This window comes from Burkholderia sp. WP9 (genome assembly GCF_900104795.1).
Classification (GTDB): Bacteria; Pseudomonadota; Gammaproteobacteria; order Burkholderiales; family Burkholderiaceae; genus Paraburkholderia.
Genome location: NZ_FNTG01000004.1, coordinates 184,934 through 209,630, shown reverse-complemented (window position 1 = coordinate 209,630; position 24,697 = coordinate 184,934). Strand labels below are relative to the sequence as shown.

The following is a 24,697-nucleotide window of genomic DNA, read 5'->3' as shown; positions in this document are numbered from 1 at the left end:
CACGGGTGACGAGGTTCTGGCAAATGACATGTGTGTCTCCGACAGGAATGCAGGTTACAGATGTCCGCGCAGTGGCTGTCATTCCATATGTCCAGCCACGAATCATCGAAAAAGATGAGACGGTCCATCACGCCGGACTGGACAACTTCGCGTACGACCTCGTAGTTGACGAACGCGCCGGGACGCTCATCCGCGAAAACGACCTGTATCAGGGGGCTGAAACGCAGGGTGACATCACTGAAACTCACAGCCTGTGACGGTTCGGGTATTCCCAGCCAGTACAGGAGCGCTGCCGCCGGAACGACCGGATCCCGAACCACGAAGCGCAATGTTCCCTCACTCCTGTATCCTGATATCGTCTGCAGAACGAAATTCCTCTGTTATCGGGTGCGGCATCAGGACTGCCGCTCGCCATCGTCCAAACGACTGGCGCTGCATGTGGGTTTTTTCAGCTGATGGTCGACCCAGATCCTTCCCCATCTGGTCGCATAACGCAGGGCTTGCCTGGCGTCGTAGAAGTAGTCCAGCGCGCTAAAATGACGTGATGGAAATCCTGCCCGCCCAATCACCAGATCAGCCGCATACAGCCCGTTGTTCGTCGGCCTGGCACAGGCATTAAGACGATAGCCTTCGTGATCAGCACAACAGTTCAGCGGGTCAGTGCGTCCCGTCTGCAAAATGATGGACTGCATAACAGCAGACCGACCCGTGACAGGAATAACGGGTGTCGCGCCAGGTTGCAGCGGCTCGTTTGAACGATTCGTTTGCGTTCCCATGGTTTTCCCGGTTGCTCGCATAGGCCCCCGTTGCGTTTCAGACACGCGGCAAACAGCCGCACATCCGCAGCGCAAAGGGGATCCGGTGGAATGCGTCATACGCCCACGCATGTGCATCCGGTCACGGGCGTCCTTAAGGAGCGACCGTGGATGGTCGTGGGCGGCCAGTTGAGGTTGGAAGCTCGGTCTTCGCTGTACCGTGTGGTGTTATGCGAAGAGCCGGGCAAAAAGAAGTGCCGACTTGTCCGCAGGACCACTGCGGCTCCGGGCGCGTCTCACCATCGCCGCCTTCCTGCGCCAACGGATGCCTCTTCCGGTCTGACCAGGAATAGGGAAGGACGCGAGGAAAGGGTTCGGGATGAAGGACACGGCTATGGTTTCAAAGGGCGTTGTCAGGTTGGCGGGCGGGTCGCGTAAGATGGCGTGATGAAGAAAGCAAAATCGCTTTACCACGGTCGCCGTTTCCCAGCATCGGTCATCTGCCATGCAGTTCGCTGGTATTTTCGATTCCAGTTGAGCTTGCGCGACATCGAGGAACTGCTCTTCGAGCGCGGTGTAACCGTGACATATGAAACGATCCGATGCTGGTGCGACAAGTTTGGTAAGGGCTTTGCGCATCGGGTAAAAGCAGCGCGCCGCAGAGTTATGGTCGAAACTGGTGTTCGGGGTGAGGCAGGGATTTGAAGGCGATGGCGGTTTAGCTGAGAATGTTGCTTGTCTAGAGTAACAACCAGCGAAACCGGGATCCACCACCAATGAAGAAGGTTACAGAAGAAACGAGCGCGGGTAAATCGGAAGCACGGCCCAGCGGCCTTGACGATTTGATTCAGCAAGGCGCGCGGCAGATCATCCAGCAAGCGATTGAGGCGGAGTTGACGACATTGCTTGAACGCTACGATAACGTGAAGACTCTCGACGGGAGGCGGGCCGTAATTCGCAATGGCTACCTTCCTGAGCGCGAGGTTGTCACGGCGATTGGCCCGATCACCGTGAAGGTGCCGAAGGTTCGCGATCGCTCAGGCTCGGGTGTGAAGTTCAATTCGAACATCGTGCCGCCCTATATTCGGAAGTCACCCCGCGTGTCAGCCGCGTTGCCTTGGTTGTATCTACGTGGCGTCTCGACCGGCGACATGAGCGAGGCGCTGAGCGTGCTGCTGGGTGAGGAGGCCAAAGGTCTTTCGCCGAACGTGGTCAGCCGTCTGAAGGCTCAGTGGGCCGAAGAGCACGCCCTTTGGAATCAACGTGATCTGTCAAACTCTCGCTGGATCTACTGGTGGGCCGATGGCATCCACACAGGGCTGCGCAGCGACGATTCGGATGGCCAGTGCCTGTTGGTCATCATCGGCGTGAAGCCGGACGGAACGAAAGAGCGTGTGGCGATCGGCGACGGCTTCCGCGAGTCGAAGGACGCCTGGTGCGAGCTTTTGCTGGATCTAAAGGCGCGAGGCCTACAAAGCGGTCCGCTGCTCGCGGCCGGCGATGGTGCAATGGGTCTGTGGGCGGCATTGGACGAAGTGTTTCCGAAGACGCGGCACCAGCGCTGCTGGTTCCACAAAACCGGAAATGTGCTCAACGCCTTGCCCAAATCACAACACGGGCGGGCTAAAGCGGGCTTGCAGGAGATCTGGCAAGCCGCCACGCGCGAAGAGGCGCTTGCGGCCTTCACCCGCTTTACAGACTCGTATTCAGCCAAATATCCTAAGGCGACGGAGAAACTCACAAAAGACCGTGATCAACTGCTTGCCTTCTATGACTTTCCTGCCGAACACTGGCAGCACTTGCGAACGACCAATCCCATTGAGTCGACCTTTGCCACCGTTCGACATCGAACAACCCGCACGCGCAATTGCGTCTCGCGTCCGACTTTCCTTGGCCTCGCATTCAAGCTGATCGAGTCGGCGGAAAAATCATGGCGGCGCATTCGTGCGCCAGAAAAAATCGCCTCACTGCTCGAAGGCGTCCCTTTCAAAGACGGACTACCGGTGACCGACAGCACACCGGCTCAGCAACCGCTTGCCGCCTGATCAGACCGACCTTCCCAAACACCACATTTGACTTTATCTCCGCGCCGCAAGCCGGGTAGCACGTGGCACCTCGACGAGATGTTCGTCACGCTGCGTGGCGAACCGTACGTGCTGTGGCGTGCGGTCGACGAGCACGGCGCCGAGCTCGACATCCTGCTACAAAAGCGGCGCGACAAGGCCGCAGCCAAGCGGTTCTTCAAGCGTGTGCTGCGCTCGAGCCCGATGCCGCGCAAGATCGTCACCGATCAGCTGCGAAGTTATCCGGCCGCGAAGGCCGAAATTCCAGAGTTGGTGAGCGTGAAGCATGTGTTCGTCAAAGCGGCCGCCCGCCTGAACAACCGCGCGGAGAACAGCCACCAACCAACACGCGAACGCGAGCGTCGCATGCGCGGCTTTCGCGACCCGAAACGCACGCAAGAATTCCTCTCGTGCTTCGGGCCGATCCGGCAACATTTCGCACTGAAGCGGCACCTGCTACGCGCCTCACTTTATCGCAAACAACTCGCAGCCCGGTTCGTTGCATGGCGCGAATTCGCCGAACTCGCCCAAAATCCGTCGACTACCTTCTGACCCGTCGTCGCATCTGCCATCGTGCCGTCTCGCAATCGGCAAGTTGACAATGCCCTTCGTCGGTGTGTCGGCACCGCATCGCGGATCTCCTGCCCAGCACAAACGGTAACCGGCGATCGTTGCAAACCTTGGCCGATAACGGAGAATCGCGACTGGCGTGTTCCAATCCGACCAGGGGCGAAGCAGCATGATTCTTTTGTCACCGCAGCGCGCGAATTCCCAATGGGTAACGTGTGCGGCCAGACATGTCGGCGCGTCTAACCGGCCCGTCACGCTTCAAGGATCTCAAGCCCGTTTTCGGCACACCATTGCCTCAGCGCCCTTTCGACAGAATCGGCTTCAAACGAATACCAGAGTTCGAGAACGCATTCGCGCTCCAGCAAATCCTTGAAGCGCGCGTAAGCCCCTTGCCGTCGAAAAAATCCATCGACCTGGTCGTAACACGCAGGCAACTCTTGTGCGACAAAGCGCAAGGCGAGACTTCTTCCAAGATCGAGCTTGCTCTTATGCGGTATCGCAAGGTAGCGGTCCGAGCTTTCAAGGTCGTCAGGAATATCCTCGTCGAACGCGTCGTTGGAATCGGAAGTCCAGTAGACTGTGCCCGTATCGAGCGAGACATACGCGTTATGCTCCATCGGCGCCGCAAAGCTAACGAAGTCGAAGGCCGTAGAAAGATCGTCGTGTTTGACTGCGACCATGGCTCCACTCCCATAGAGTGTAACGTTCGAGCGTCGACGTACGGCCTACGGGTTTTGTTGGTCACACCCGGAAGTTCGTCGCCAGTAGGCGATCGATTGCCCCCGACTCTGCCCCCGCCCATGAAGATCGCTTAGTCGCGATTGTCCAGGCCCGCAAGTCCGTGGACATCACCTTCCCGGTCAACCAGACGCAGCCACCTTTCCAGGTTCTGGCTGCTGCCGTCAAGTAGCCGATCAGTCAGGGTATGGTCGTTCGCCTTGCCCAGCATATTATGAAGCCCCAGGTACGCGACCAGAAGATGGTGCATGGCGCCGCGCAAATCATCGCGTCCGCCCTGGCAGCGTTGCGCGTGCCGATGCAAATCCTCGATCGCGCGACTGAGTTTCTCGCCGACGTACGACAGCGGCACGCCGTGACGGTCCTGCTGCGACGTGTACGCAGGGCCGTTGGCATTCAACGGCAAATCGTCCGCTCCCTGTGGCATGTCCCTTCTCCTTTAGTTGCGTGGTTGATCAATGCAGAGTCGGCTCGTTTGCGAGGCAGCAATGCTTGTACTTGCGGCCGCTACCACACGGGCACGGTTCATTGCGCCCGACCTTCGGCCCGTCGCGGCGCATGGGAAGGTGACCCGGCATGCTCTCAAGCGCCCGCCGGTGAGGCTCGAAGTAACGGTAGATGTGGGTCAGCCCCGCGATCATCGTCTGAAGCAGTTCCCCGCGCTTTTCGGGAGGAATCGGCGGAGGTCGCATCTGCGGGTCTGGGTCATGCTCGTAACGCAGCATCATGATCGGCAGCATGGGGCCGCCGTGATCCTCGTTGTCGATGAGCTCGCCCCAGCTTGCCGGGCGCGTCTGGACGCCGCGCATGAAGCCGTGGGCCCAATCGTTACCGGGTGCGATGCCATCGTCTCCTTCGAGAAGCACGGGTAGATACACGTCCGGCTCTCCCAAGGTATGGCGCAACTCGGTCGCGATCGTGTTCCAGTGACGCATGAGCAGGCCCATGATCTCGGCAGCCTGCTCATCACTCTCAAAACCGAAATCCTCGCCCCATATTTGGGGCAGATACTCGCTCGGCGGCACCATGTCGGGTCCGCAGATCAACGCCGCAAAGTAACCGTCGAGCATTTCGATGTTCATCGCGCTCGGACCAATAGCATCGAGAAATCCAGAAAGGCGAGCGAACTCGTCATCGGTAAGCGGCTGATCGGTGGTCAGGTTCACAACAGGCCTGTGCGTTCGTGGGCGTTCAAGGGAGGGGCGGCACCCCGCTTCCTGGCGAAGCGGCGTGATCGCGAATCGACCGGCGCCAGCCGGATTCGGTTTGCCGACCGATTATATGCCGTCGACCTCGCTCGGTATCGCCTCGCGTTCGATGTCCCGTGATGTGGTGCCGCGTCTCTCCGCCCGGGATAAAGCCCGGACCGTTACCGGGAACACACTCCCTGACGTCAATCCGGCTGGTCCAGGAGCCGGCGCCGCCCGACACCAATTCTGACGGCGCGCCGTTAGCGTCTCAACCGACCGATCAACCCCTTTCAGGAAGGCCAACCTCATGCCCAAATCATCCAGTAAGGCAACGGAGGCCAATCGCCTCGCAGCAAGCAAAACCACCATGGAAGCGCTAACCGAACTCGCTGGCAACCTGCATGAGATGGTTCTGCGGAACAGCCTTGATCCGCGATTCGCCCGCAAGCTGGTCAAACGGATCCTCGAGGAGGCCGAATGCGTCGCATGGTCGACGGATGAGCAGTCGTCAACGTACCAATCGGCCATGGAACGGCTGCAGACAAGCATTAAAAAGAGTCAGGCGACAGAGTTCGTCGCCGCGGCTGCCGCCCTTCGCGATCTGGACGCCAGCCGCGCGTCAACCTGACGGCGCCTGTCTTACGATCCCTGCTCCGGCCGAAACCGGGGGTGCGCTGCGACATACCGCTCAAGAAAGACCAGGAGGTCGCCCGGCGTGGGTCGGGTGCCCCACAGGCTGGCCTAGTTCAATGAGGCCAGTGCCAGCCATGAATCCGGCGGGTAAATGTCGTCGACAATTGTCGATCCTTCCGTTACACGGAGCCGCCCTGTTGCGACCCTGAAGTTGGCGAGCACCACACGACTCTCCATTCGTACCGCGGCTGATATAGATTGTGACTTCAACGCAGGCTCCAGACTGATCAGTGGATTGGTGCATTGCACAATGAAATAGCAATTTGCACACCCGGCGGGCACACCAGGCGCGTGCATGATCGTGGAAGGCGAAGAACGGGAAACGCTACGTTCGTGTCATGGCCAGCAATCCAGAAGGGATCATGGAAAAGAGCTGAAACTGCCAGGTCACGGCCGGCAAGGCCGACCAGATCCTGCATTCGCCCGTCATCAGCCGCCTGCTGGCTGACCCGCCGCACTCCGACGAACTGGTCAGCACCTACTTCGATACGCCGGCTCTGTACTTCCGGAAAAACGGCGCTTCCCTGCGCGTTCGCGCGATAGGCGAGCGGCGACTGCAGACGCTCATGCTCGACGGGGCGGCGGCTGCCGGGCTGTACGGGCGGGACCAGTTCGACGGCCCGGTACACGGCGACACGCCAGACCTGGCTTCGCTGCGACAGCTCATTCCCAAAGATTCCGACGGCGCCACAGAGCTCCTTGCCGATGACGGTCTCGCAGAACGCCTGCAGCCGCTCTTCGTGACACGCGTCAACCGTTCCGCAGCAGTAATCCGGTTGCCGGACGGAACGGCCATCGAACTCGCTCTGGATGACGGTGTGGTGGAGGCTGGAGCCGATCCTTCAGCAGCGATCCATGGCGTGAAATTGAATTGAAGAGCGGGGCACCGGAACAGCTCTATGCGCTTGCGCTTGAATTGCTGGAGGTCGTGCCGCTTCGTATCGACCATCTCAGCAAGGCAGACCGCGGTTATAACCTGCTCGTACAGGAGCACAGCGAGCCGGTGCGCGCGGAGCCGCTCAGGTTGCGCAAGCGCGACCCGGTCGAGGCGGCCTTTCAGGCCGTCGCCAGAAACTGTCTGGCCCGGATCCATGGAAACGAGCGAGGCGTCATCTCCGGACATGACCCGTCCAGCCTGCATCAGATGCGCGTCGGGCATCGCCGGTTGCGGTCCGCCCTCGATCTCTTTGCGCCTGTCATCCCTGCGCCGGCCGATTTCGACCGCGAACTACGATGGATCGCTGGCAAGCTTGGCGAGGCACGTGACTGGGAGGTTCTGGCCGGGAACACGCTGGAGCAGGCGTTTGGCTCGATCGCGGATGATGTGGATGCGGCGGCTGTCCGGCAGGCAGCCAGCAGCATCGCTGCCCAGAATCGCAAGGCAGCGGTCGTCGCGGTTGACTCTGTCCGCTATGCCAGGCTGATGATCAGGTTCACCCTCTGGATCGAATCGATGGGGTGGCGTGATGGCCAGACCAGCAAGGACCGGGAAACGTTTGAATAGCCCGTTGCCAGGTTCGCAAGCGAGACGCTGATGCGCCGACACAAGAAACTCCTCAAACGCGGCCGTGGTTTGGTCGAACTGGATAATGAAAGGCGACATCGCGCCCGCATCGCCGCGAAGAAGGTGCGGTACGCGACTGAGTTCTTTTCGTCGCTGTTTTCGCGGCGCGCCGTGAAGCACTACATCAGCGCGCTGAGCGAGCTTCAGGACGACCTGGGCTGGCGAAACGACATCGTCGTCGCAGATGGATTGCTGAAATCCTTGACGGCGTCGAAACCTGAGACCGCATCGGGCGCGGCCTTTGCGCGAGGATACTTCGCATCCCGTGCTGCACAGGATCGCGATTCCCTGAAATCGCTTTGGAAGAGGTTCAGCCGGCTGACGCCGCCGCAATGCTGAAGGGGCGCGCGCTCCACCGGTTTGATGCTCGCCCCCAAGGGCAACACTACGATTTGATCATGCCTGCACCGGCCAACGACAAGGTCACCGGCACAACGGAGAAACGTGTCCGTGGCCGGCCACGGAAGCCGGATGCGCTGTCGAACGCCGAGCGCCAGGCCGCGTGGCGGACCCGCCATGGAACCCGCACAAAATCCGTTACCGTAACGAAAAATATCCCCTTGCCTGCTGAAGCCCCTGACGCCCTGGTGCGGGAGTGCGAGCAGCTGCGTGGCGAACCGGCGCGGCCGCGGCGCGAGCTTGAGGCGATATCGCGGGGGACGCCGTCAAACCAGGCTCCTGCGGACGTGGCGGCGGTCCTCGGACGACTTCCGCGTCCGGAAGATACCGCTTCTGGCGAGCGGCGCCTGCGCCTGACGATGAATGGCACCCGGATTTTCGCGCTGGAGCGGCTGGTCGCGCATTTTGGCCTGTCCCGGCGTGCGGTGATCGAGCGCCTGACTGACTGGGCTGACGACACGCTGGCCAGGTCCCTTTACGACGACGAGGCCGCATTTAACCGTTACATCGACCGTGCCCGTAACTAAAAATAGTCCCCCGACAGCAGGGTCGAAGAGGAAGCGCCGCCACGGTGACATCGATGGCAGCTGGGAGCAGCAACAAACCGGTCAGTATCCCGATATTGACCGGTTTTCGCGTTCCTTCGTCACTCTCAGGTCGACCGGCTTGAGCTGGCCCAGATTTCCCAGTTATCGGGCGTAATTAGTCGCGATTGCACGCGGCACACAACCGCTTTTCCTCCCCCGTCAGATTCACCGTCACGGCGGGCATTGCCCCGCACTGCTCGCACGGCATCACAACATCACGACATCTTCAGGCTTCCGGCCCGCGTCAAACAGCCCGTCCACGCGATCATCAGTCAGTCCCGGTGGTAATGTCATGTCGTACTCCTTATTCTTATAACGAAAGAAAGACGCCCTTCCCCTGTCCTTTGACGAACGGGCCTAGAAGAGCGCCGGCTGCCGTTCCGATGCGATTGGCATCACATGCAGCTGTGCGAGCCGCTTACGCGCCTGCGCGAGGTCATGTAGCAGTTGCCGCTGCAACCAGGTTTCCGCCCCGCCACCGAATGCCAGATCGAGCCGTAACGCCATTTCAGGCGAAATGCCGCCCTTGCCGGTGATCAGGTTCGTCAGCGCCTGGCGGCTCACGCCGAGCACGCGCGCCCCCTCGGTGACGCTCAGCTCGAAGCGCTCCAGACATTGCTGGCGCACCAGCTCGCCCGGATGAGAAAAGTCAGGATGGGTCATCAGCACACAATATCGGTTCTCGCCCCCAATGACAAGTGACAATTGACACTTATTTTTGACCATGCTGCCGACCTTAAAGTCGCCGTGGTGACGCAGCCGGTCAAGTGTGGCATTGCCGCGATGCGTCCCGGCGAGCGGCGAAACCGAAGGACTGCGGCCGGGAAGACGCCATGCGCAACACGCGTTGCTTCATTTGGAAGGAGACGCGAAATGAAGGACGCAAACAAGGTCTGGCCGATGCTTCCGGCGCTGGTGCTTCTGCTCGCTGGCTGTGCCACAGGCAGCATGTAGACTGGCACGCAGACGCACCTTAGCGCCACGCAATGCCACGTCCTGACCGAGCTCAGAAACAAGGCACCTGCCACACGTGAGCGCAACATGAGTGAACTGGCAGCGTTGGAACAGGCGGGCTATCGCCCCGAATGGACTTTGGATCCTTTCTACCCGGCCGATCTTGAGGCGGCGCAGCGTCAGGTCGCTATCTGGTACCAGGCGGAATGCCAGGCGGGGACCGACTGAGCGCACACCGGCTTCACGACGTGAGCGCCCTGTGCGGTTCGAATGGCACTAGTCGACCCACAACCGCCGGTCGCGCTGCCCGGGGGGCAACGTCGGTTAACTGAGTGGTCCGGTCATCCACGCCAGCTTTCCAGGACCGGCGGTTCGGCCATAGCTGCCGCGGGCGGGACCATTGACAAACGGCGGCTACGATCAGCTTTGTCGACGTGAGAGCCGCGAGCAGCTTGAACGGCAGCGTTGCACCCAGCTCGGCCACCCGAATCGCGAATCCAATGCCAGGTTTCAAGTCGTGACATAGTCATTCGCATAGCCCTATGCAGACCGAAGTACCGAAAGACTGGCTCATCCAGCAGGAAGCGAAACCGTTGCCCAGCGCTTGGCTTGACCGTTTCAAGTCCATTTATATGATCGTACTGCGGCGCCTCGTCGATGAGGCGTCACTGCATCGGATGAGCCGCGAGTGGACCGCCGACGAGATGGACGAACATTCGTGCGTGATTTTCTCATGTTCCGGTGAAATCGGATTCGGGAGCGGTACCCCCGTCTTAATGCACGTCCCCTCGGCGATCATAAAAACTAATCGGGCGGTTAGCATAAGAATCCATAGCCACACGAAAAAGCCGGGTATCCAACTAACAAAGCTTATGCCCCGCTTCCGATTTTTTATTTTTCCACCTCCGGAAATGCCGGGAAAGATTCTAAATTTAATCTCTTGCTCCGGTCGTACTTTGCTTTGATAATAATAAATATTCCAATGATCCTCTAGTGCCAAGATAGCCTTCTTTGCGGCTCCAATGGAGATTCTACCGATTAGGCTGGTGGCTAAGCCGACAAGAACTATAATTAACAGATAGCAGTTGAATTCGAGCACCACCAAGTCTTGAAAATTTTCGGGAGGGAATAGTTTAGGCAGTACTTCTTGGATCGTGTCAATTGGATGCAACAGCTGATCTCTAAAGTCACATGAAAGTTTGGCATCCACCTTTTCGTAGAATTTTTGAAGACCAAAACCAAAGGCGGCTAGCAAGAGTCCTTGAATTGTTACCATCAAGGTCGTTCTTTGGTTAACGAGATTATCTTCGTGCTCTATGTAGGCGCGGTGAATTTCGTAAACCTTATCCGGGCTCAGTCTCGGCTCTCTAACTGGCCGCGTCGATGGAGTAATCTCCTTGCGCCACAGAAGTTCGCTGATCACATATAGGATAAGCGACCTGAAACCAAGGCCGGCGCCAAGTAAGATTGCGACAATTCCGAGCACAACAGGGGCAATCGAAAGCGCAGTTGCGGCAATCGGAAGGAAGTCCATAAGGTTCCTTGCAAAGGCATCGAGGTCGATGGTGTCCTCCTATCTTCAAACAACGCTGCGGAATTTCTGGTTGGCTAACGAAAATGCCAGTTTTCCTTTTTTTTTCGATCCCAAGGGTGATAAGTGCAGAGTTGTGGTACGCGTTACCGATTTGTTCGTTGCCAAATGTACGTCGTGTATTTCCTTCGTAAACTTGGCAATGGAGTCTGATTCGCATCGCCGCCCGTTTTAAGTGTTTGTATGCATCAGCCGTCGTTATGTCAAGGCCAGTTGATTGGTGTGTGCAAAGTTCGAGGGCTTCATATCCTTCGACAACTCACCGTTTGATAACAGCCGTTGGTCTCCCGGTCGTTTGATGTTCGCAATGGCCGAACTGCGTTCAGTAGCTCGTCTGTCGGGTTCCGGATGTAAAGCTGCCAATCCGATGGCAGGTCTCCCGCTTTCCCAAATGGCTGATTGTGGCCGCACTGAGCCGCACGGCCAACCAACGCCAGCAGGCTTTTTCTTTCCGGCGACCGATTTCCTGGGCACCGGGGCAAACTGATGGTCTTTCGGCCCGAATCGAGTCTATGCCTGCCCAGTTCAGACCCACGCCAGAGCAACAGGCCATCGTAGATGCGGCCAGCAGCGGCGACAACCTCAAGATTAAGGCTTACGCGGGAAAAACATCGACGCTCCGTCTGGTCGCGCATCAACTTGCTCCACAGCGCGGTACCTACCTCGCGTTCAACAGGGAAATCGCTGAGCATGCGCGGCGGGGCTTTCCGGATAACGTCGTTGCGCGGACTGTCCACTCGCTCGCGTATGCCTCCACACCGCCCGCCTTGACCTCGCGGGTGAGCCTGCCCGCCGAGCCACCGCATGAGCTTGCGGCGCGGTACGGGCTGAGCTCCGTGGAGGTGCCATCTGTCACTGGCAAGGCTCTCGAGTTGACCCCCTTCGACCTGGGGCGTATGGTCGCCGACGGACTTGGACGCTTCTGTCGTTCCGCGAGTCCGGTACCCGAGCCGGCTCACATTCCCGTCGACGAGAAAATCGACACCGGCGCCGCAGAGTGGCTCCGCGACGGACTGCTCCCCTCCGTTTCTCGCATGTGGAGGGAGAGCACTGAACGAAACCGGCGCAGCGCGATCATGCCGGACGTATACCTGAAGGTCTGGTCACAGATGGATCCGCGCATTGACTCGGACTTCATACTGTTTGACGAGGCGCAGGATAGCGACGGCGTCATGCTGCAAATACTGGCGCGTCAAACTCACGCGCAGATCATCTATGTGGGCGACCCCTATCAGCAGATTTACGAGTGGCGCGGTGCACTCAACGCGATGTCGCAAATCGACGCCCCGGAGCTTGCACTGACCGAGTCGTTCCGTTTCGGCGCGCTGTTCGCTACGCTGGCCAGCAGGCTGCTCCAGCTGCTGGGCGAACGCACGCCATTGCGCGGGCAACCCGGCATCGGCTCCATCATCTCTGACGACCCGGCCATTGCACCGCCTGTCGATGCCATCTTGTGCCGAAAGAACGTCTCCGCGATCTGGCACCTCGCGGCCGGAATCGAGGCAGGCCATCGCCCCTCAATCCGCATGAGTCCCGCTGAGATTGTGGCGTACGCCGACGGCGCTGACGCGCTAATCGCCGGACGTCGCGCATTCCGGCCAGCGGCATTTTCGCTGTTCGAAAACTGGAAGGAGGCACAATCCTTTGCGCGCAGCGCCGCCGGCGTCGATCTTCTACCGGTCGTACGAATCGTGGATGAACTCGGGACCGACTACCTGCGCTCGCTCGCCCAGCGAATCACAGCAGATGCCGAAGCGGACTACGTGATCTCGACCGTCCACCGGGCGAAAGGCCTTCAATGGAAACGTGTAAAGGTCACAAACGATTTCCTCTTCAAGATGGAAAACGGTCGACTCGTTCTGGACGACGACGAATTGCGCCTTCTGTACGTGGCCATCACCGCGCCCAACACGTGCTCGATGTCTCCGCGCTTCGCGAAGAATTGATCCGGCTGCAGGGCTCCCCTCGGTGAAACCGCTGCGCATCGTGCGTCTCCGGTCGACCCACAGCGGACAAAGAACTTTGCAAGGCACGACGACCGCTTTCAGGACGCAACGGACGCTCAGCCGAAAGCCCCGTGGCATTTGTGCCGTGTCGGGTACTTCAACTTCCTCCGGACTTGTTGCTTTCTTCGAATTTGTTCGCCAACTGTGTCTTAGCAACTGCTTTCCGATTGTCGCATACTGGTCACGTGCGAGCCACAGACACAACCCGTCAACAAAGCGTGGTAGATCATGACAGCGGCAAGAGTAGCGACGCGATTTGAATGTCAAGCCAGTGTCAAAAGCGAAAATGCAGGTCCCGAAACTATCAGAGCGAGCCAAGCATGTGCTCGAACGCCATCGAGTCATGCCGGTTCACACCTGCAAGCTCGATAGCAAAAGGGATTGCCACTAGCGTCTACGGCGAAGTACCTTGAAGTATGAGATCAGCGAGCAGCATCACCGCTCAGAACATACGCGCCCCAAAAATACGGATGACGATAAAGCGCCCCATCTTTGCCGGCGGCCATAGCGCGCTCTGCGCGCGCGAGTGCATCGGCCTTTGACAGCGACGGATCGTCGGCATAAGTTCGGAACACGCCGGTTGTGACCTCGGTCGCTGAGCGCGATTCAACTGCCCACTGAGTGACGAGCATCGAACGCGCGCCTGCCGCGAAAAACGCCCTGGACAATTCCGAGATTGCATCACCAGCGGTGCCGGTAACGAATCCCGTATTGCAGGCGGACAGAACGACCCAGTCGGCGTTCAGCCGCAACGTCACGATATCGTCCGCAGTGAGAATAGAATCGGACAGCCCGCTCCCCTCGTAGGCCATCGCAAGACCCGCCTTGCGCCATCCCGGTACTTCGCCCGCTACGATGCCGTGTGTCGCGAACAGCACGACGCGCTCATTCGACATATCTGTCTTCATCGCTTCACTACGCGAGGCTCGCGTACCCCGGAGCACATTTTCATCAGAGGCACCAAGCGTCGTGGCGATGGAGTGCGCTTCGGCCATCGTTTCGGGTAACGGCATCACGCGATGGTAGTCGAACGCCCGAGCACCCGTGTCGACGGGAAAAGCGCGCGCGGCAACGCTGGCGGTTGGCGTGCCCACGGCTTGCGAATCGCGACCGTCGAAGCTCGGGTCGGCGAACGCAATCAGCGGTTCCTTGGCGTGCGTGGCGGGATGACTCCGTGCGAGTGCGAGTGCAGAGGCGCTCGGTACGCGCACTGGAGTTGCTGTATCGATCCACCAGTTGGCGTCTGCAAGACTTGACGCGGGACGCGTAGTCAGCACGTCGAATGGGACGCTCGCGAGGACTCCGCTCGTCCCGATGTACACCGTCGTCGCAGCGTGAATATCGTCCTGCACCGGGAAGATCAGCGCCTGGTACAGGCTCGCCGCCGCGCCCAGATCGAAGCCTGCCAGATCGCCCGCGTGCTGCGGTGGCACCCCTGCATCAAAACCGGCTCGCAATGCCTTCACCTGTCTCGCGAGCTCGGCACGTGTCACGCTCAGGCGGACCGCGCGGAGGGGATGCGCCCGGACGTACCACGAACGCGTAGCTCGCATCGTGCCCCGCGTAGAAGTCCACATAGACCTCGCCTTCGTGAAGTGCCTTGCCGAGGGCGTCGGGTGTCGGGATTTCTGGCGACACCAGTTGACGATAGAGGGGAAATTGCGCGGCGATCTGCTGACGCAGTCTGGCCAGCTTTCCGTCAACGGCCTTGATGGCATTCTCTTCATGCTCGACATTGGCACTGGCAACATTCTGCCGCCCTTGCGAGCCGCCTTGCGTTTGCTCCGCTTCGAGCCAGTTGGTCGAGCGTGCCAAGGCGAGGTGTGCGGTGTTCTGCTCGTGGCGCAGCGACTGCTCCTGCTCGATCAGCGCGCGCAACGCTGGCGTCGACGCCGCGAGGCGCGCCGCGCCATCGGCCATCGCGCCCTGGGTTGCGTTCATATGGAACAGCTCGGCGATCTGAAACGCGAGGACCTGCCCCTGCTCACCTTCGCTCATCGCGCGGCTCAGCGATTGGGCCAGAGCCCCGTCTTCGCCGTAGGCGCCCCGCGTACTCGAGTCGTTCCAGTCGTCCTGCGTGCCAACGAGGGGTTTGACATAGGCGGCGATCTCCGCCTCGCCAACGTTGCCGGCAGGATCTTCCAGCCGGTACAGCATCTGCATTGCCGCCTGGTACTTGTAGAAAGGGCTTTCGGGCCCCTGGCTGACCAGATTCCTGGCCATCGTTGCCCTGATCCGCCTGTCAGCCTCCTGCCAGTTTCCGTGCGCAGCGAGTACCAAAGACTCGCGTTCGTCATTGCTTATTGTGTGGGCCACTACCGGATTGATGCTTGCTGCGGACTCGTAGGCGTCTGCGTCCGCCTGATAGTCGCCGATGCGCCCTGTTGCAAGTGCATACATCAGACGTAAACGTAATGCGTTCGCGACGTACCCCGAATACGGGGCGAGGTTTGCCTTCCGGTAGCCTGTCATCGCTGCATCGACGGCCGACATCGCGCCATCGTAGTCGTCGTTCGATGCAAGCGCCATCGACCGGCCGATCTCAACCTCCGCACGCTGCGTGACATTCGCCTTCATGTCGGGACGATTGTCGATATCCCATCGAATCTCGTTCGCATAGCTAAGCGCCTCCGTCCGGCGATTGTTCTGGACCATCTCGCGGATCAGTTCGGGAAAGTTGTCGAGGAGTTCGTTAACTGCTGCCTGGTGTCGTCTGACACTGAGTGCCGGATCGTTGATGTTACGCCAGGCGAGTTCCGCGCTTTCCCGGCGCTTTAGCAGCGCGAGGTCATGCCGGTTAAGGTACCGACGGTCGATTTCCGATTCAGCCGAGAAGTAAGCATAGGATGGCTCGCGCGGCAATGTCTCGAGTTCTGCCGGAGTTGTGTCGCGCGCCAGCGTCTGCGCGCGCCCAAGTAGGCGCTCGCTACGCGCGTGGTCGAAGCCCTGCGCGTACCCTCCGGCTAGCGATGAAGCGGTGAGCGAGCGTCGACCAGCCGGAATACGCGAGTCCTCGACGATCTGCTCGCGGATCCGCATCGAGTCTGCCACCATTCCCGCACGAAAATAGTCCGACGCCAGACCGTCGAGCAACGCATAACGCGCGTCGTCATCAGTCGTGTCGGTCAATTGATGTCGCACCGCCTGTTCGCGGTCCCGTAGCGTCTGTTGTTGGGGACCCTGTGCACCCGACGACGTGGGCGCCGACGACGCGAGGGAATTGCCGGATTGGGAGGTCCGGGACGAGTCGTCCGACGCGCACGACAGATCTGCCAGCGTGAGCGGGATCAACGAAATCAGAAGGATCAGCCGACGGCAGCGTATCTCCATGTCCCTGTCTCCATAGGACTGGTTCGGCTTCGCCATATAAGACGATGGTCGGCCGCTCTAGTAGAGCTTGTATTGAAGCAGCAGTAAAGTAGGGATGCAAGGCGTAAAGCGCCCCGGACTGCCGGAGATTCATTCTGACGGGAGCCACGCTACTTGGATTCGTCAGCAGCGCCGGATCGCGGCCAGGGTTGCGTCGGGTCGACGCTGGGTTGAGGGCCATTCGGAAACAGGCTGCGTGTGGCGGGTGGCGCATCCCCCTGGTCAGGGTTCGAAGCGGCGCCGCTTGCCGCGGATGCCGGTTGTGCATACGCGGCGCTTGACGGAATCGGCCTTCGTGCTTTTTGGGTCGCCGCCTTTCCTGATACCGAGGTATTTGTTTCGGGCACCTCGGCCTTGGTGAGAGTCGACAAGCAAAATAGCGCAGGTAGCAAGACAAGAATGCCTCTGCTGTGTTTCTTGACTATCATTATTTTGCTCCGCACGTGTACGGGGGAACCATGGGACGCGAGAACCATCCAGTCTGGGCGGTGTATGACAAGCTTCGTACCGCTCGGCTCAATGTCCGATATTACAGTGAACGGCTGCGCCGTCTGGAACTTCTGGATAAAGCGATGGACTTGGCGCTCGTCATTGCGGCCCCGACATCGGCGGTCGCCGGCCTGTGGTTTTTCAAAACTGACATGGGCAAGCACGTATGGCAAGGCCTCGGAACGGTTTCCGCCTTCATTGCTGCCATCCGGCCGGCGATTCAGTTTAGAAAGACGCTCAAAACGTATGAAATGACGATCGTTTCTTATCAAGCCCTCGAGTACGACCTCGAAACGATACGCCGCAAAGTCGAACAGCGCGGGGTCTACGACGAGGAGTTAAAGGCTGACTTTTTGCGTGCGCTGGAACGACAACGCCACATCGATATTTCCAGTCCGGACAAGATCGCTAATTCACGACTTCTGAACGCCTGCACTACCGCAGTGCTGTCTGAAATGCCGTCGAGTGCTTTTTTTATTCCGGAACGGTAATGGCGACAGCGCGGTCTTCGCGCTGACAGAAATCTGGCGGGACAACCTCGCAGCGCCCTGCCTGATTCGCAATCGATAAGGCGAATCAATTGCCTTTTGCCATCTTCGGGCGGTGAATGCGACTATTTTCTGTCACGCTTCATTAACAACTCATGTTATTAACGCGAGGCCAGATAATTGGCACGTCCAATCCCGTCGCGAGCGTCGGCTGCGTGTAACGGCCCCCCGCTCAAAGTGTAATAAACGATGACGAACTGCAGAAGCTGGCCCATAGCAGACAGGGTTATTTTTCTGTCACAAGCTATTGTTCGTCCTTGGATGGCTGATGCCATATTTCCGTCTTTGTGCCTGGTACTCCTGGGCAGCGGACAGTCTTGGTATGAATTGCGTGGAGGCAGCGCTGCTTGGCGATTGCACTCGCACGGTACTGACCGATAATACCGTGGACACGCGCCATGCATGAGCACCTACACAACCGAGGTCTGCAACGACGTGTGAAGCGGAGGCAAGGATGATCATCCGATCCGAAAATACATCGCATGCCGTGTGGTGGTGTCTAAGAGACGGATTCAAAAAGGCTGCTCCGTCCGTCTGAATATATTCCAGCAGACGAGGGAGCAACCGAATTTGAGAAGTGCTTCGTGAATGTCGGCCCGACGTTCGAAGCGAATTCGAAGACGACGGAAGTTGTGAAGCCACGCATGAGTACGTTCGACAACCCAGCGGAATTTGCCCAGACCACTGCCGTGCTCTGTCCGACGCTTGGCGATCACCGGCTTGATGCCGCGCTCGCGAAGTTTCTGGCGATGTGCCTCGGAGTCATAGCCACGGTCTGCGTAGACGACCTTGGGCTTCTGAAGCGGTCGGCCACGTACGCCACGAATCGGTGGAATGGCGTCAAGCAGCGGCAGCAGCTGGGTGACGTCGTTGCGATTCGCGCCAGTGAGGATCGCGCTGACAGGAACGCCATTGGCGTCTACGAGGATGTGGTGCTTGGAACCTGGTCGCGCACGATCCGTGGGGTTCGGACCAGTTTTTCGCCCGCCCCAACAGCTCGCACAGTTGAAGAGTCGACGGCTGCTCGTGAGAAATCGAGTTCGCCTGCCTCGCGTAACTTCGCCAGCAGTAGCTCGTGCAATCGCTTCCACACGCCGACCTTCTGCCAGTCGCGCAACCGTCGCCAGCAGGTTGAACCCGATCCAAATCCCAATTTGGTCGACAGGTCGCGCCAGCGGATACCGGTCTTGAGCACGAACAGGATGCCGTTCAGTGCAGCTCGGTTCGCAACGGGCAACCGGCCTGGATACTTCTTGCGCCGGGGTTTGGGCGAAGGCAGCAATGGCTCGATCAGTGTCCACAGTCCGTCATCAACAATCGGCGCGCCCATCCTTGGTTCCAGTTGTTCAGGTGGCCAAGGTTAACAGCTTGCCGAAAAGGTTAACAGCCCCCACGGGTCTTTTTGATTCCATCTCTAAGGCCTATGCTGTGCATCCTGTCGGCAGCTCTCCTCGGATCGTCTTGCGGGTTACTCCGAATTGCGCTAGCGGGTGAACCACAAGGCCTGAACGCGTCCGTTGCAAAAATCTACAAGACGTCGGGACAACCCTCCGTTGCCGATGAAGAGAAGGCCATTCGTAAACTGCTGGATGAGAATTTAGACGGCGATATACGACTTTCGCTGCTGATTGTCCTCGTCCAGGATTATTTTGACGCGGATGACCCTGCGGACGCGAGGCGGGTGATGGAAGACATCGTTAATGACAGGCTAATCCCGCCTGGCCAACGCTCGCTGACAGCCTCGGGACTCGCCCTTGTGTATGCGTTGGAAAACGACTTCGTGCGAAGCCAGAGGCTGGCGAATCAGGCGAAGAAACTGGCCGACCAGACGCCCGCTGCCGAACTTGAAACGCTGTCGGAAGAACCGGCCTACGAATATCTCTCTGCCGAGGCGGAGCTTGCGCGCCGTGCGTTGAATCAACATGACACGGCGTTACGCCTGGTGCGCGAGGCGTCCGATCTTGCCAGAAAGAACCTCGACAACCCGTCGCTCAGTGAACATCGTCACGAGGAAGCCGCCAATCAACTGCTCGACGAAAGTGTGCATCTCGTTGACTTGCTAACGCAGAATAACCGGCGCACCGAGGCGCTGAACTACGCGAACGGACTGCTTTGGGACATCGACCACGATCCGCGACTCAAACCTGGCCCCTTGCAACGCGCGCTCGTCCAGGTTGCAGTCTCGATCGCGCTCATGTCCAACGACGACTATCTCATCTCTATGATGGCGCACTCTTCTGGATTGACAAAGCCATCAAAGGGTATCGGGATGCCGGCGCGCTCCCCTATTCCTACCCCTATGCGCAAGCGCTCCGCACACGGTTGATGATTGCGCTTGCGACGAATCGCCTTGCCGATTACAAAGCCGATGCCGAGGCGTTCCAATACGCGGCTTCGATCAATCCTGTCGTGGCCAAAACACCGAGCTCGGACGAGCGGCTGTCTGTGATACTCGCGACGCAGGGGAACTGGTCGGGAGCCGAGTCGAGCATTTCACGCGTGCTGGGGTACAACCTAATGCATCAGGGTGCGCAGAGTCCATTCGTCAAGTATCAGTCTGCAATGTTGATGCTCTATCGCCTTGAGGATCCCGACAGAAAGGTCAGCGAAAGTGAGATCTCCCGATACGTGATGCCCATGCTTGGCCAAAACGACGATTGGGACGCTTCCGGTAGCGCGGGGGCTTTTGTCGAGGACGGTGCGGTTGCAATGTGTCTGAGCCGCCTCATGGACGACGGCGCAGAGGGTCAGGCGCTCGCCTTCCGTATTGCCGAATTGTTTCACATGAATGCGACCCAGGGCGCAATGAGCGATGGTGCAGCGCGATTGGCGGCGGTCACACCGGAGCTGCGCAGCCTGGTTGAGCAGGAGCAGATGACACGTCGTGCCCAGGATGCCGAACGGATGGGGCTCTCGGGGCTGAGCACACGCCTTGCCAAAGTCGACGCAGAAAATACCGTAGATAAGGGGAATGCGATCGCTAGTGTCAAAGATGCCGAGGAAGCTATGAATGCCTCGGCCAAGGATCTGGCCACACTACACGACCGCATCAACAAGCAGTTTCCCGAGTACCGGCGGCTTGTATCGTCCGCTGTTCCAACGCCGGACCAGGTGGGCGCGGCGCTGCATGCCGATGAGGTTTATGTCGACTTCTACGTCGGGCGCGGTGCGACCTACGCATTTGTCATTAACGCCAAAGGCTCGCTGCATGCGACACGACTCAACGTAACGCGTGCAGACCTGAAAAAGCAGATCTTGACGCTTCGCAACGTGTTTGATGCGGGCGTTCCGCCACGTAAGGCGGGTGATCTGGCCGGGTTCGACACAACAGTGGCATCGGATCTCTATCGCTTGTTGATCTCTTCGATCCAGCCCGACCTCGAAGGGGCGGCCACCGTGTACATCGCCACGAGCGGCATTCTCTCCAGCCTGCCGTTCGATGTGCTCGTGACGGCACCCGCAACGGATCTTGCGAGTACACACTGGTGGATCGCCAGCACAATGCCGGTACGTATTCCGAATTCCGCAGCTCTCATGCTCGCCCGTAGTCATCCAGCAGCGCACGCTGGCGAGGCGCTGATCGCATTCGCAGATCCGAGCTTCGACGGCCGCGACTCAGCCAGGATTGCCGCCCCCCCAGTTGATAAGACTCCCGCGCGAGCCTTTCCGGTTGATGCGGGTACAGCTTCGTTCGACTACCATCGCGTCGCACCGCTACCTGAGACGCTCGACGAGGCGACCTCAATCGCGAAGACGCTCAATGCCTCCGGGCACAGCGTGCTGTGGGGAACCAGCGCCTCGCGTAGCGAAGTCATGAAGCGGGATCTGTTGAACGATCGGGTTGTTCTGTTCGCTACACACGGCATTGTCGCGGGCGAAGTGCCGGGCTGGCACAAGGCGGGGCTCGCGTTGGCCTATGAGGGAAACGGGCTGCCAGATTCGGTTCTCACCGCGGACGACATCGTAACCCTGCGGTTAAATGCCGACTGGGTGGTACTGTCCGCCTGCAACACGGGACTTGTCACCGGTAATGCGGGAGATGCAATGTCGGAACTATCCCGCGCCTTTTTTTCAGCGGGGGCTCGCTCGATTCTCCTCACCCAGTGGGCTGTCGAATCTCGGTCGGCGACAGACGTGACAACCGGTGTATTCCGCACCTATGCCAGTAATCCCTCGCTGTCAAAAGCGGAGGCACTAGCGCGTACCGAACGCGACATGGCCAGCGGCAAGGATGGAGAACTCTACCGTCACCCGTATTTCTGGGGTGCATACGTTCTTGCCGGTGACGCGGCCCGCTGATCTTCGACAATGCTTCCTTAGTGGCAAACTTCAGGCTGCGGCCTGCGTCTTCAAATCCGATGGTTCGACAGATAAAACGGGACAATAAAACGTGTTCGACTCAGGCGGAAGTCGGAACATGCACCTCGCGGTCGAGGAACGATCCGCCGTGGCCATACCAAGGGAAGCTTTTCGCCAACGGTTGAACAGTCGCGCGGCCCTTTCAGAATATAGGGCCGATTGGTGCCTCTTGAGCAGGCTCTGCGCACGGCGTCCACACCATCGCTCTTAACGCCGGACCGTTGCCATCAGGCGGAATTTCAGATGACGCGGCCGCTCCAATGTCCGACCTCCTGTGCAGGCGAATGGCGTCTGATGGCCGAAAACGGAAGTGCGAAGAGAAGCAGCGCACCGGCACCACCGAGTCAACCCTGAATTTGCAAATCAATGCGAACCTCGCTGTATGTCACGTGAGCATTGCAAGCCCTCACATCGTATGTTCGTTAGCGCACATACAGCACTAGATGACGGCCGCGCTCCCGGCGATATTGTCTAGCCTCGTTACACAGCGCCTCCGCGTGTCCTCTGCGGGCTCCGTTGCGACCGCGCTGCGATGTATCCGCGAGGCGTGGCGCCAAGCCGTCACCGGGAGGAAACTGATGAGCGATGCCATGAAAGCTTGTTGCTCCGCGCCACATATCTTCCGTGTTCTCTCGACAGCGCTCCTGCTGCTGGCCTTACCGTCTGCTGGCTGGGCGGACGACGGCACCGGTAAAGCCGATGGCGCGAGCGCCATAACCACTGAGACAAACAAGGACTGGGCCGAAGCAGTACGACAAACCGAAATTTACAAGGACGAACCCCTCTTGCTCATCATGCATTCGGCGAAAGACTGTGAGTGGTGCGCCCGGTGGAAGGGCTTCCTTGGCGGGAAGCACGACTTCGAATCGTGGGCCCAGAACCATCCAGGCGATCGTCTAGTCATCGTAGAACGTTCGGCGATAGCCGCCACTGAGGTGGCCGATGACTACCCGGACGAGCTCCAATGGCTTTATCAACGCAACTTGCGGCGTGGCCATCTTAAATCCCGGACCCCGATGTTCGAAGTTGTTGTTGGAAAGCACGTGGTCTGGCACTGGCCCGGTTATTATTCGTGGGACAAAGCGGTATTTCCCGCGATAAAAGATTTAGACAGTCGCCGCCTAGTTCGATCCGAATGAACGAACCAGCGACGAGCGTTCGGCGACACCTGAACCGGGGCGGAATTCGTCGAAGGAACTCCTGCGGCAGGATACTGGCAGAAGCAGTGACCTGGTAAGTGGCACGACGCCATCCCCATGCAGCGTAACGAGGCTTTTAGTGTGCGGTCCTGCTGCAGGTAAAATGCTGTCTTTAGAGATTACTAGTGGTCCAACGACGGCACAGCAACCCATAGCGGCCCGCGGCAAGCGATCGACCCAATGAGCAGAATGTCCGACGACGCAACGTACACGGCCGGCGCGCGAATGTCAGATGTCTGGGAGAAGCCGACGTTTGAGTGTCTGTCTGTGCGCGCTTGCGAACGGCGGGAGATGGCCGGTCCCTGCCTGTCGGCGATCGGCGGCACGCGACCCACGTCTACCGCCTGACGACCAGTTTGACCGGCTGGAGCTTGCCGTATAGCAGACCGCTAGCAATTGTTCCCGTGCCATGGCCGCATGCTTCGACGTGATTGACGCGGTATCTGCCATCGGTGTTCGAAACGAGCTGAACGCTGTTCGCGGTGCATTGCTGCGGCTTCACGCTGCCGCAGCGGCCACACATGACGGGGGCAGCTAGGACCAGGATGAATGGATCAGCTACGGCGTCTTGTAAGCAGGTCTGCCACCCCAGCACGAATGGCAATTTTCAGGATGTATCCGCGAGTGTAGTCGACGCCGACCCGCTGACGAATCACGGTGCGCAATCGCGCGTTTGTCCAGTTATCAGCGTCTATGCCGTGTGCTCGCGGCAGCTCCTTCAGCGTAGCGGCAACCCATGCCAGCACTTCGTCATCGATCGTCAGCCGCTTTTTCTCCGTGCGCTGCTTTGGCGGCCGCATCCTGTGCTCCAGCCCAAGCTTTCCGACGATCCTTCTCACATGACCGTGTGAGTGGTAGATGCCGAACTTTTCCTTGATCAGCTTTTGAACATCCCCGCTCCTCCATAGTTCGGTTTCGAAACCTTGCGCCGTAGGATTGGCCTCCAATTTTCCACGTAACCAATCAAGGTCTGCGGCGGAAAGCGTCGCTTTGCGCCCGGATGACCTGAGCTTCTCGACAGCGTCAATTCCACCGGCACTTACCATGGACCTATATTTTCGAACTGTGGGCACGCCGATGGCGAGCGTTCTAGCCACGATCTCGACACTGTTTCCATCTAGCAGCATCCTCGCAGCGACTGCTCGGCGAGCAGCATATACGCCACCCTGCGATTTCTGAGCAGTATTGGGAGGTGCCTTACTTGACGGCGAATAGCCGAGTCGGTATGCGAGGCCATAACTGCGAACGAGGTAACCGACATGTGAAGATGAAAACTGGATGCCGAGGCGCTGGAAGATTACTTCCCGTAGCTGGCTGATGGTCCAGGTCGGCCCCGGATAGCCGTAAAGGCCTGGTGAGTGTTTGATAGCGCTAACGAGCCAGCTTTCCGAAGCATTGTCCAGTCGCGGGACGCCCCCGTGGATGCGAAGGTGAGCCAGGGCCTCCGGCCCGCCCCTCTCAACCAGGTTCTTATATTTGCTCACGGTGGGAAGGCTCAGTTGAGCCACCCTTGATACTTCGCTAATCCCCACACCTTTCAGCAGAAGCTTGACGGCAAGAGCCCTTCGGTCTGGAAGAGGGAGATCGTCTATCAGTTTGCCCATCGTCGTCGCAAATTAACGC

The 24,697-nt window shown here is 59.1% G+C and carries 19 protein-coding genes and 5 pseudogenes; 14 read left to right on the top strand and 10 right to left on the bottom strand.

Going from position 1 to position 24,697, the window contains the following annotated elements:
• Positions 1-47 precede the first annotated feature (47 nt).
• Positions 48-257 carry a hypothetical protein gene (locus tag BLW71_RS39350; protein ID WP_091810073.1) on the top strand — a complete coding sequence of 70 codons (210 nt, stop codon included), beginning with the start codon at positions 48-50 and terminating at the stop codon, positions 255-257.
• Positions 258-395: 138 nt separating this feature from the next.
• On the opposite strand, the gene BLW71_RS39345 is transcribed toward BLW71_RS39350, so the two are convergent.
• Positions 396-776, bottom strand: a complete 381-nt coding sequence (locus BLW71_RS39345; protein ID WP_177205242.1) for a hypothetical protein — start codon at positions 774-776, stop codon at positions 396-398.
• Positions 777-1,202: 426 nt separating this feature from the next.
• On the opposite strand from BLW71_RS39345, the pseudogene BLW71_RS39340 reads away from it, so the two are divergent.
• From BLW71_RS39340 to BLW71_RS39330, 3 genes and pseudogenes are all read left to right on the top strand, one after another.
• A pseudogene (locus BLW71_RS39340) lies at positions 1,203-1,418 on the top strand (IS6 family transposase); the annotation flags it as partial.
• A gap of 113 nt (positions 1,419-1,531) precedes the next feature.
• Complete coding sequence (locus BLW71_RS39335) at positions 1,532-2,800, top strand: IS256 family transposase (protein ID WP_091810069.1); 1,269 nt, start codon at positions 1,532-1,534, stop codon at positions 2,798-2,800.
• A gap of 42 nt (positions 2,801-2,842) precedes the next feature.
• Positions 2,843-3,370 (top strand): annotated as a pseudogene (locus tag BLW71_RS39330) (IS6 family transposase); the annotation flags it as partial.
• A gap of 269 nt (positions 3,371-3,639) precedes the next feature.
• Here the strand turns inward: BLW71_RS39330 and BLW71_RS39325 are convergent.
• From BLW71_RS39325 to BLW71_RS39315, 3 genes are all read right to left on the bottom strand, one after another.
• Positions 3,640-4,068: a hypothetical protein gene (locus BLW71_RS39325; RefSeq protein ID WP_091810067.1), complete on the bottom strand. Its 429-nt coding sequence runs from the start codon at positions 4,066-4,068 to the stop codon at positions 3,640-3,642.
• Positions 4,069-4,199: 131 nt separating this feature from the next.
• Positions 4,200-4,553, bottom strand: coding sequence for a hypothetical protein (locus BLW71_RS39320; RefSeq protein WP_091810065.1), 354 nt, complete (start codon positions 4,551-4,553; stop codon positions 4,200-4,202).
• Between the two features lie 28 nt (positions 4,554-4,581).
• Entirely contained in the window at positions 4,582-5,292 is a 711-nt protein-coding gene (locus tag BLW71_RS39315) for a YecA/YgfB family protein (protein WP_091810062.1), read from the bottom strand.
• A gap of 331 nt (positions 5,293-5,623) precedes the next feature.
• Here BLW71_RS39315 and BLW71_RS39310 point away from each other — a divergent pair, with 331 nt between their 5' ends.
• The 4 genes and pseudogenes from BLW71_RS39310 (at position 5,624) to BLW71_RS39300 (ending at position 8,499) form a co-directional block, all read left to right on the top strand.
• Positions 5,624-5,944, top strand: coding sequence for a hypothetical protein (locus BLW71_RS39310; protein ID WP_091810060.1), 321 nt, complete (start codon positions 5,624-5,626; stop codon positions 5,942-5,944).
• A gap of 475 nt (positions 5,945-6,419) precedes the next feature.
• On the top strand, positions 6,420-6,884 hold the full coding sequence (locus BLW71_RS42675) for a CYTH domain-containing protein (RefSeq protein WP_353615915.1): 465 nt from the start codon (positions 6,420-6,422) through the stop codon (positions 6,882-6,884).
• A 53-nt stretch (positions 6,885-6,937) separates the two neighbouring features.
• A pseudogene (locus BLW71_RS42670) lies at positions 6,938-7,912 on the top strand (CHAD domain-containing protein).
• Positions 7,913-7,971: 59 nt separating this feature from the next.
• Positions 7,972-8,499: a hypothetical protein gene (locus BLW71_RS39300; protein WP_177205241.1), complete on the top strand. Its 528-nt coding sequence runs from the start codon at positions 7,972-7,974 to the stop codon at positions 8,497-8,499.
• A gap of 417 nt (positions 8,500-8,916) precedes the next feature.
• On the opposite strand, the gene BLW71_RS39295 is transcribed toward BLW71_RS39300, so the two are convergent.
• Entirely contained in the window at positions 8,917-9,222 is a 306-nt protein-coding gene (locus BLW71_RS39295; RefSeq protein WP_091810055.1) for a HigA family addiction module antitoxin, read from the bottom strand.
• A gap of 210 nt (positions 9,223-9,432) precedes the next feature.
• Between BLW71_RS39295 and BLW71_RS41940 the strand changes: the two are divergent.
• Positions 9,433-9,741, top strand: a pseudogene (locus BLW71_RS41940) (hypothetical protein).
• Between the two features lie 400 nt (positions 9,742-10,141).
• On the opposite strand, the gene BLW71_RS39285 reads toward BLW71_RS41940, so the two are convergent.
• A complete protein-coding gene (locus tag BLW71_RS39285; RefSeq protein WP_091810052.1) occupies positions 10,142-11,047 on the bottom strand; it encodes a hypothetical protein in 906 nt (301 codons plus the stop codon).
• A 569-nt stretch (positions 11,048-11,616) separates the two neighbouring features.
• Between BLW71_RS39285 and BLW71_RS39280 the strand changes: the two are divergent.
• Positions 11,617-13,076: pseudogene (locus tag BLW71_RS39280) on the top strand (UvrD-helicase domain-containing protein).
• Positions 13,077-13,532: 456 nt separating this feature from the next.
• Here the strand turns inward: BLW71_RS39280 and BLW71_RS39275 are convergent.
• Positions 13,533-14,576: a CHAT domain-containing protein gene (locus BLW71_RS39275; RefSeq protein WP_177205240.1), complete on the bottom strand. Its 1,044-nt coding sequence runs from the start codon at positions 14,574-14,576 to the stop codon at positions 13,533-13,535.
• On the bottom strand, positions 14,551-16,440 hold the full coding sequence (locus tag BLW71_RS41935) for a hypothetical protein (protein ID WP_177205239.1): 1,890 nt from the start codon (positions 16,438-16,440) through the stop codon (positions 14,551-14,553). The genes BLW71_RS39275 and BLW71_RS41935 overlap by 26 nt, the downstream gene beginning before the upstream one ends.
• 497 nt (positions 16,441-16,937) lie before the next feature.
• Between BLW71_RS41935 and BLW71_RS39270 the strand changes: the two genes are divergently transcribed.
• On the top strand, positions 16,938-17,459 hold the full coding sequence (locus BLW71_RS39270) for a hypothetical protein (protein WP_143048456.1): 522 nt from the start codon (positions 16,938-16,940) through the stop codon (positions 17,457-17,459).
• 569 nt (positions 17,460-18,028) lie between these two features.
• On the opposite strand, the gene BLW71_RS39265 is transcribed toward BLW71_RS39270, so the two are convergent.
• A protein-coding gene (locus BLW71_RS39265; RefSeq protein ID WP_286162278.1) for an IS5 family transposase occupies positions 18,029-18,846 on the bottom strand; the annotation gives its coding sequence in 2 pieces (ribosomal slippage) (positions 18,029-18,498 and positions 18,498-18,846; 819 coding nt in all).
• 93 nt (positions 18,847-18,939) lie between these two features.
• On the opposite strand from BLW71_RS39265, the gene BLW71_RS39260 reads away from it, so the two are divergent.
• The 3 genes from BLW71_RS39260 (at position 18,940) to BLW71_RS39250 (ending at position 23,014) form a co-directional block, all read left to right on the top strand.
• On the top strand, positions 18,940-19,842 hold the full coding sequence (locus tag BLW71_RS39260; protein WP_091810045.1) for a hypothetical protein: 903 nt from the start codon (positions 18,940-18,942) through the stop codon (positions 19,840-19,842).
• Positions 19,842-21,815 (top strand): CHAT domain-containing protein, encoded by a 1,974-nt coding sequence (locus BLW71_RS39255; protein ID WP_091810043.1) that lies wholly within the window; start codon positions 19,842-19,844, stop codon positions 21,813-21,815. The genes BLW71_RS39260 and BLW71_RS39255 overlap by 1 nt, the downstream gene beginning before the upstream one ends.
• Before the next feature lie 638 nt (positions 21,816-22,453).
• Positions 22,454-23,014: a hypothetical protein gene (locus BLW71_RS39250; RefSeq protein WP_143048455.1), complete on the top strand. Its 561-nt coding sequence runs from the start codon at positions 22,454-22,456 to the stop codon at positions 23,012-23,014.
• A gap of 614 nt (positions 23,015-23,628) precedes the next feature.
• Here BLW71_RS39250 and BLW71_RS39240 read toward each other — a convergent pair.
• On the bottom strand, positions 23,629-24,678 hold the full coding sequence (locus BLW71_RS39240) for a helix-turn-helix domain-containing protein (protein WP_091810036.1): 1,050 nt from the start codon (positions 24,676-24,678) through the stop codon (positions 23,629-23,631).
• Between the last annotated feature and the right edge of the window lie 19 nt (positions 24,679-24,697).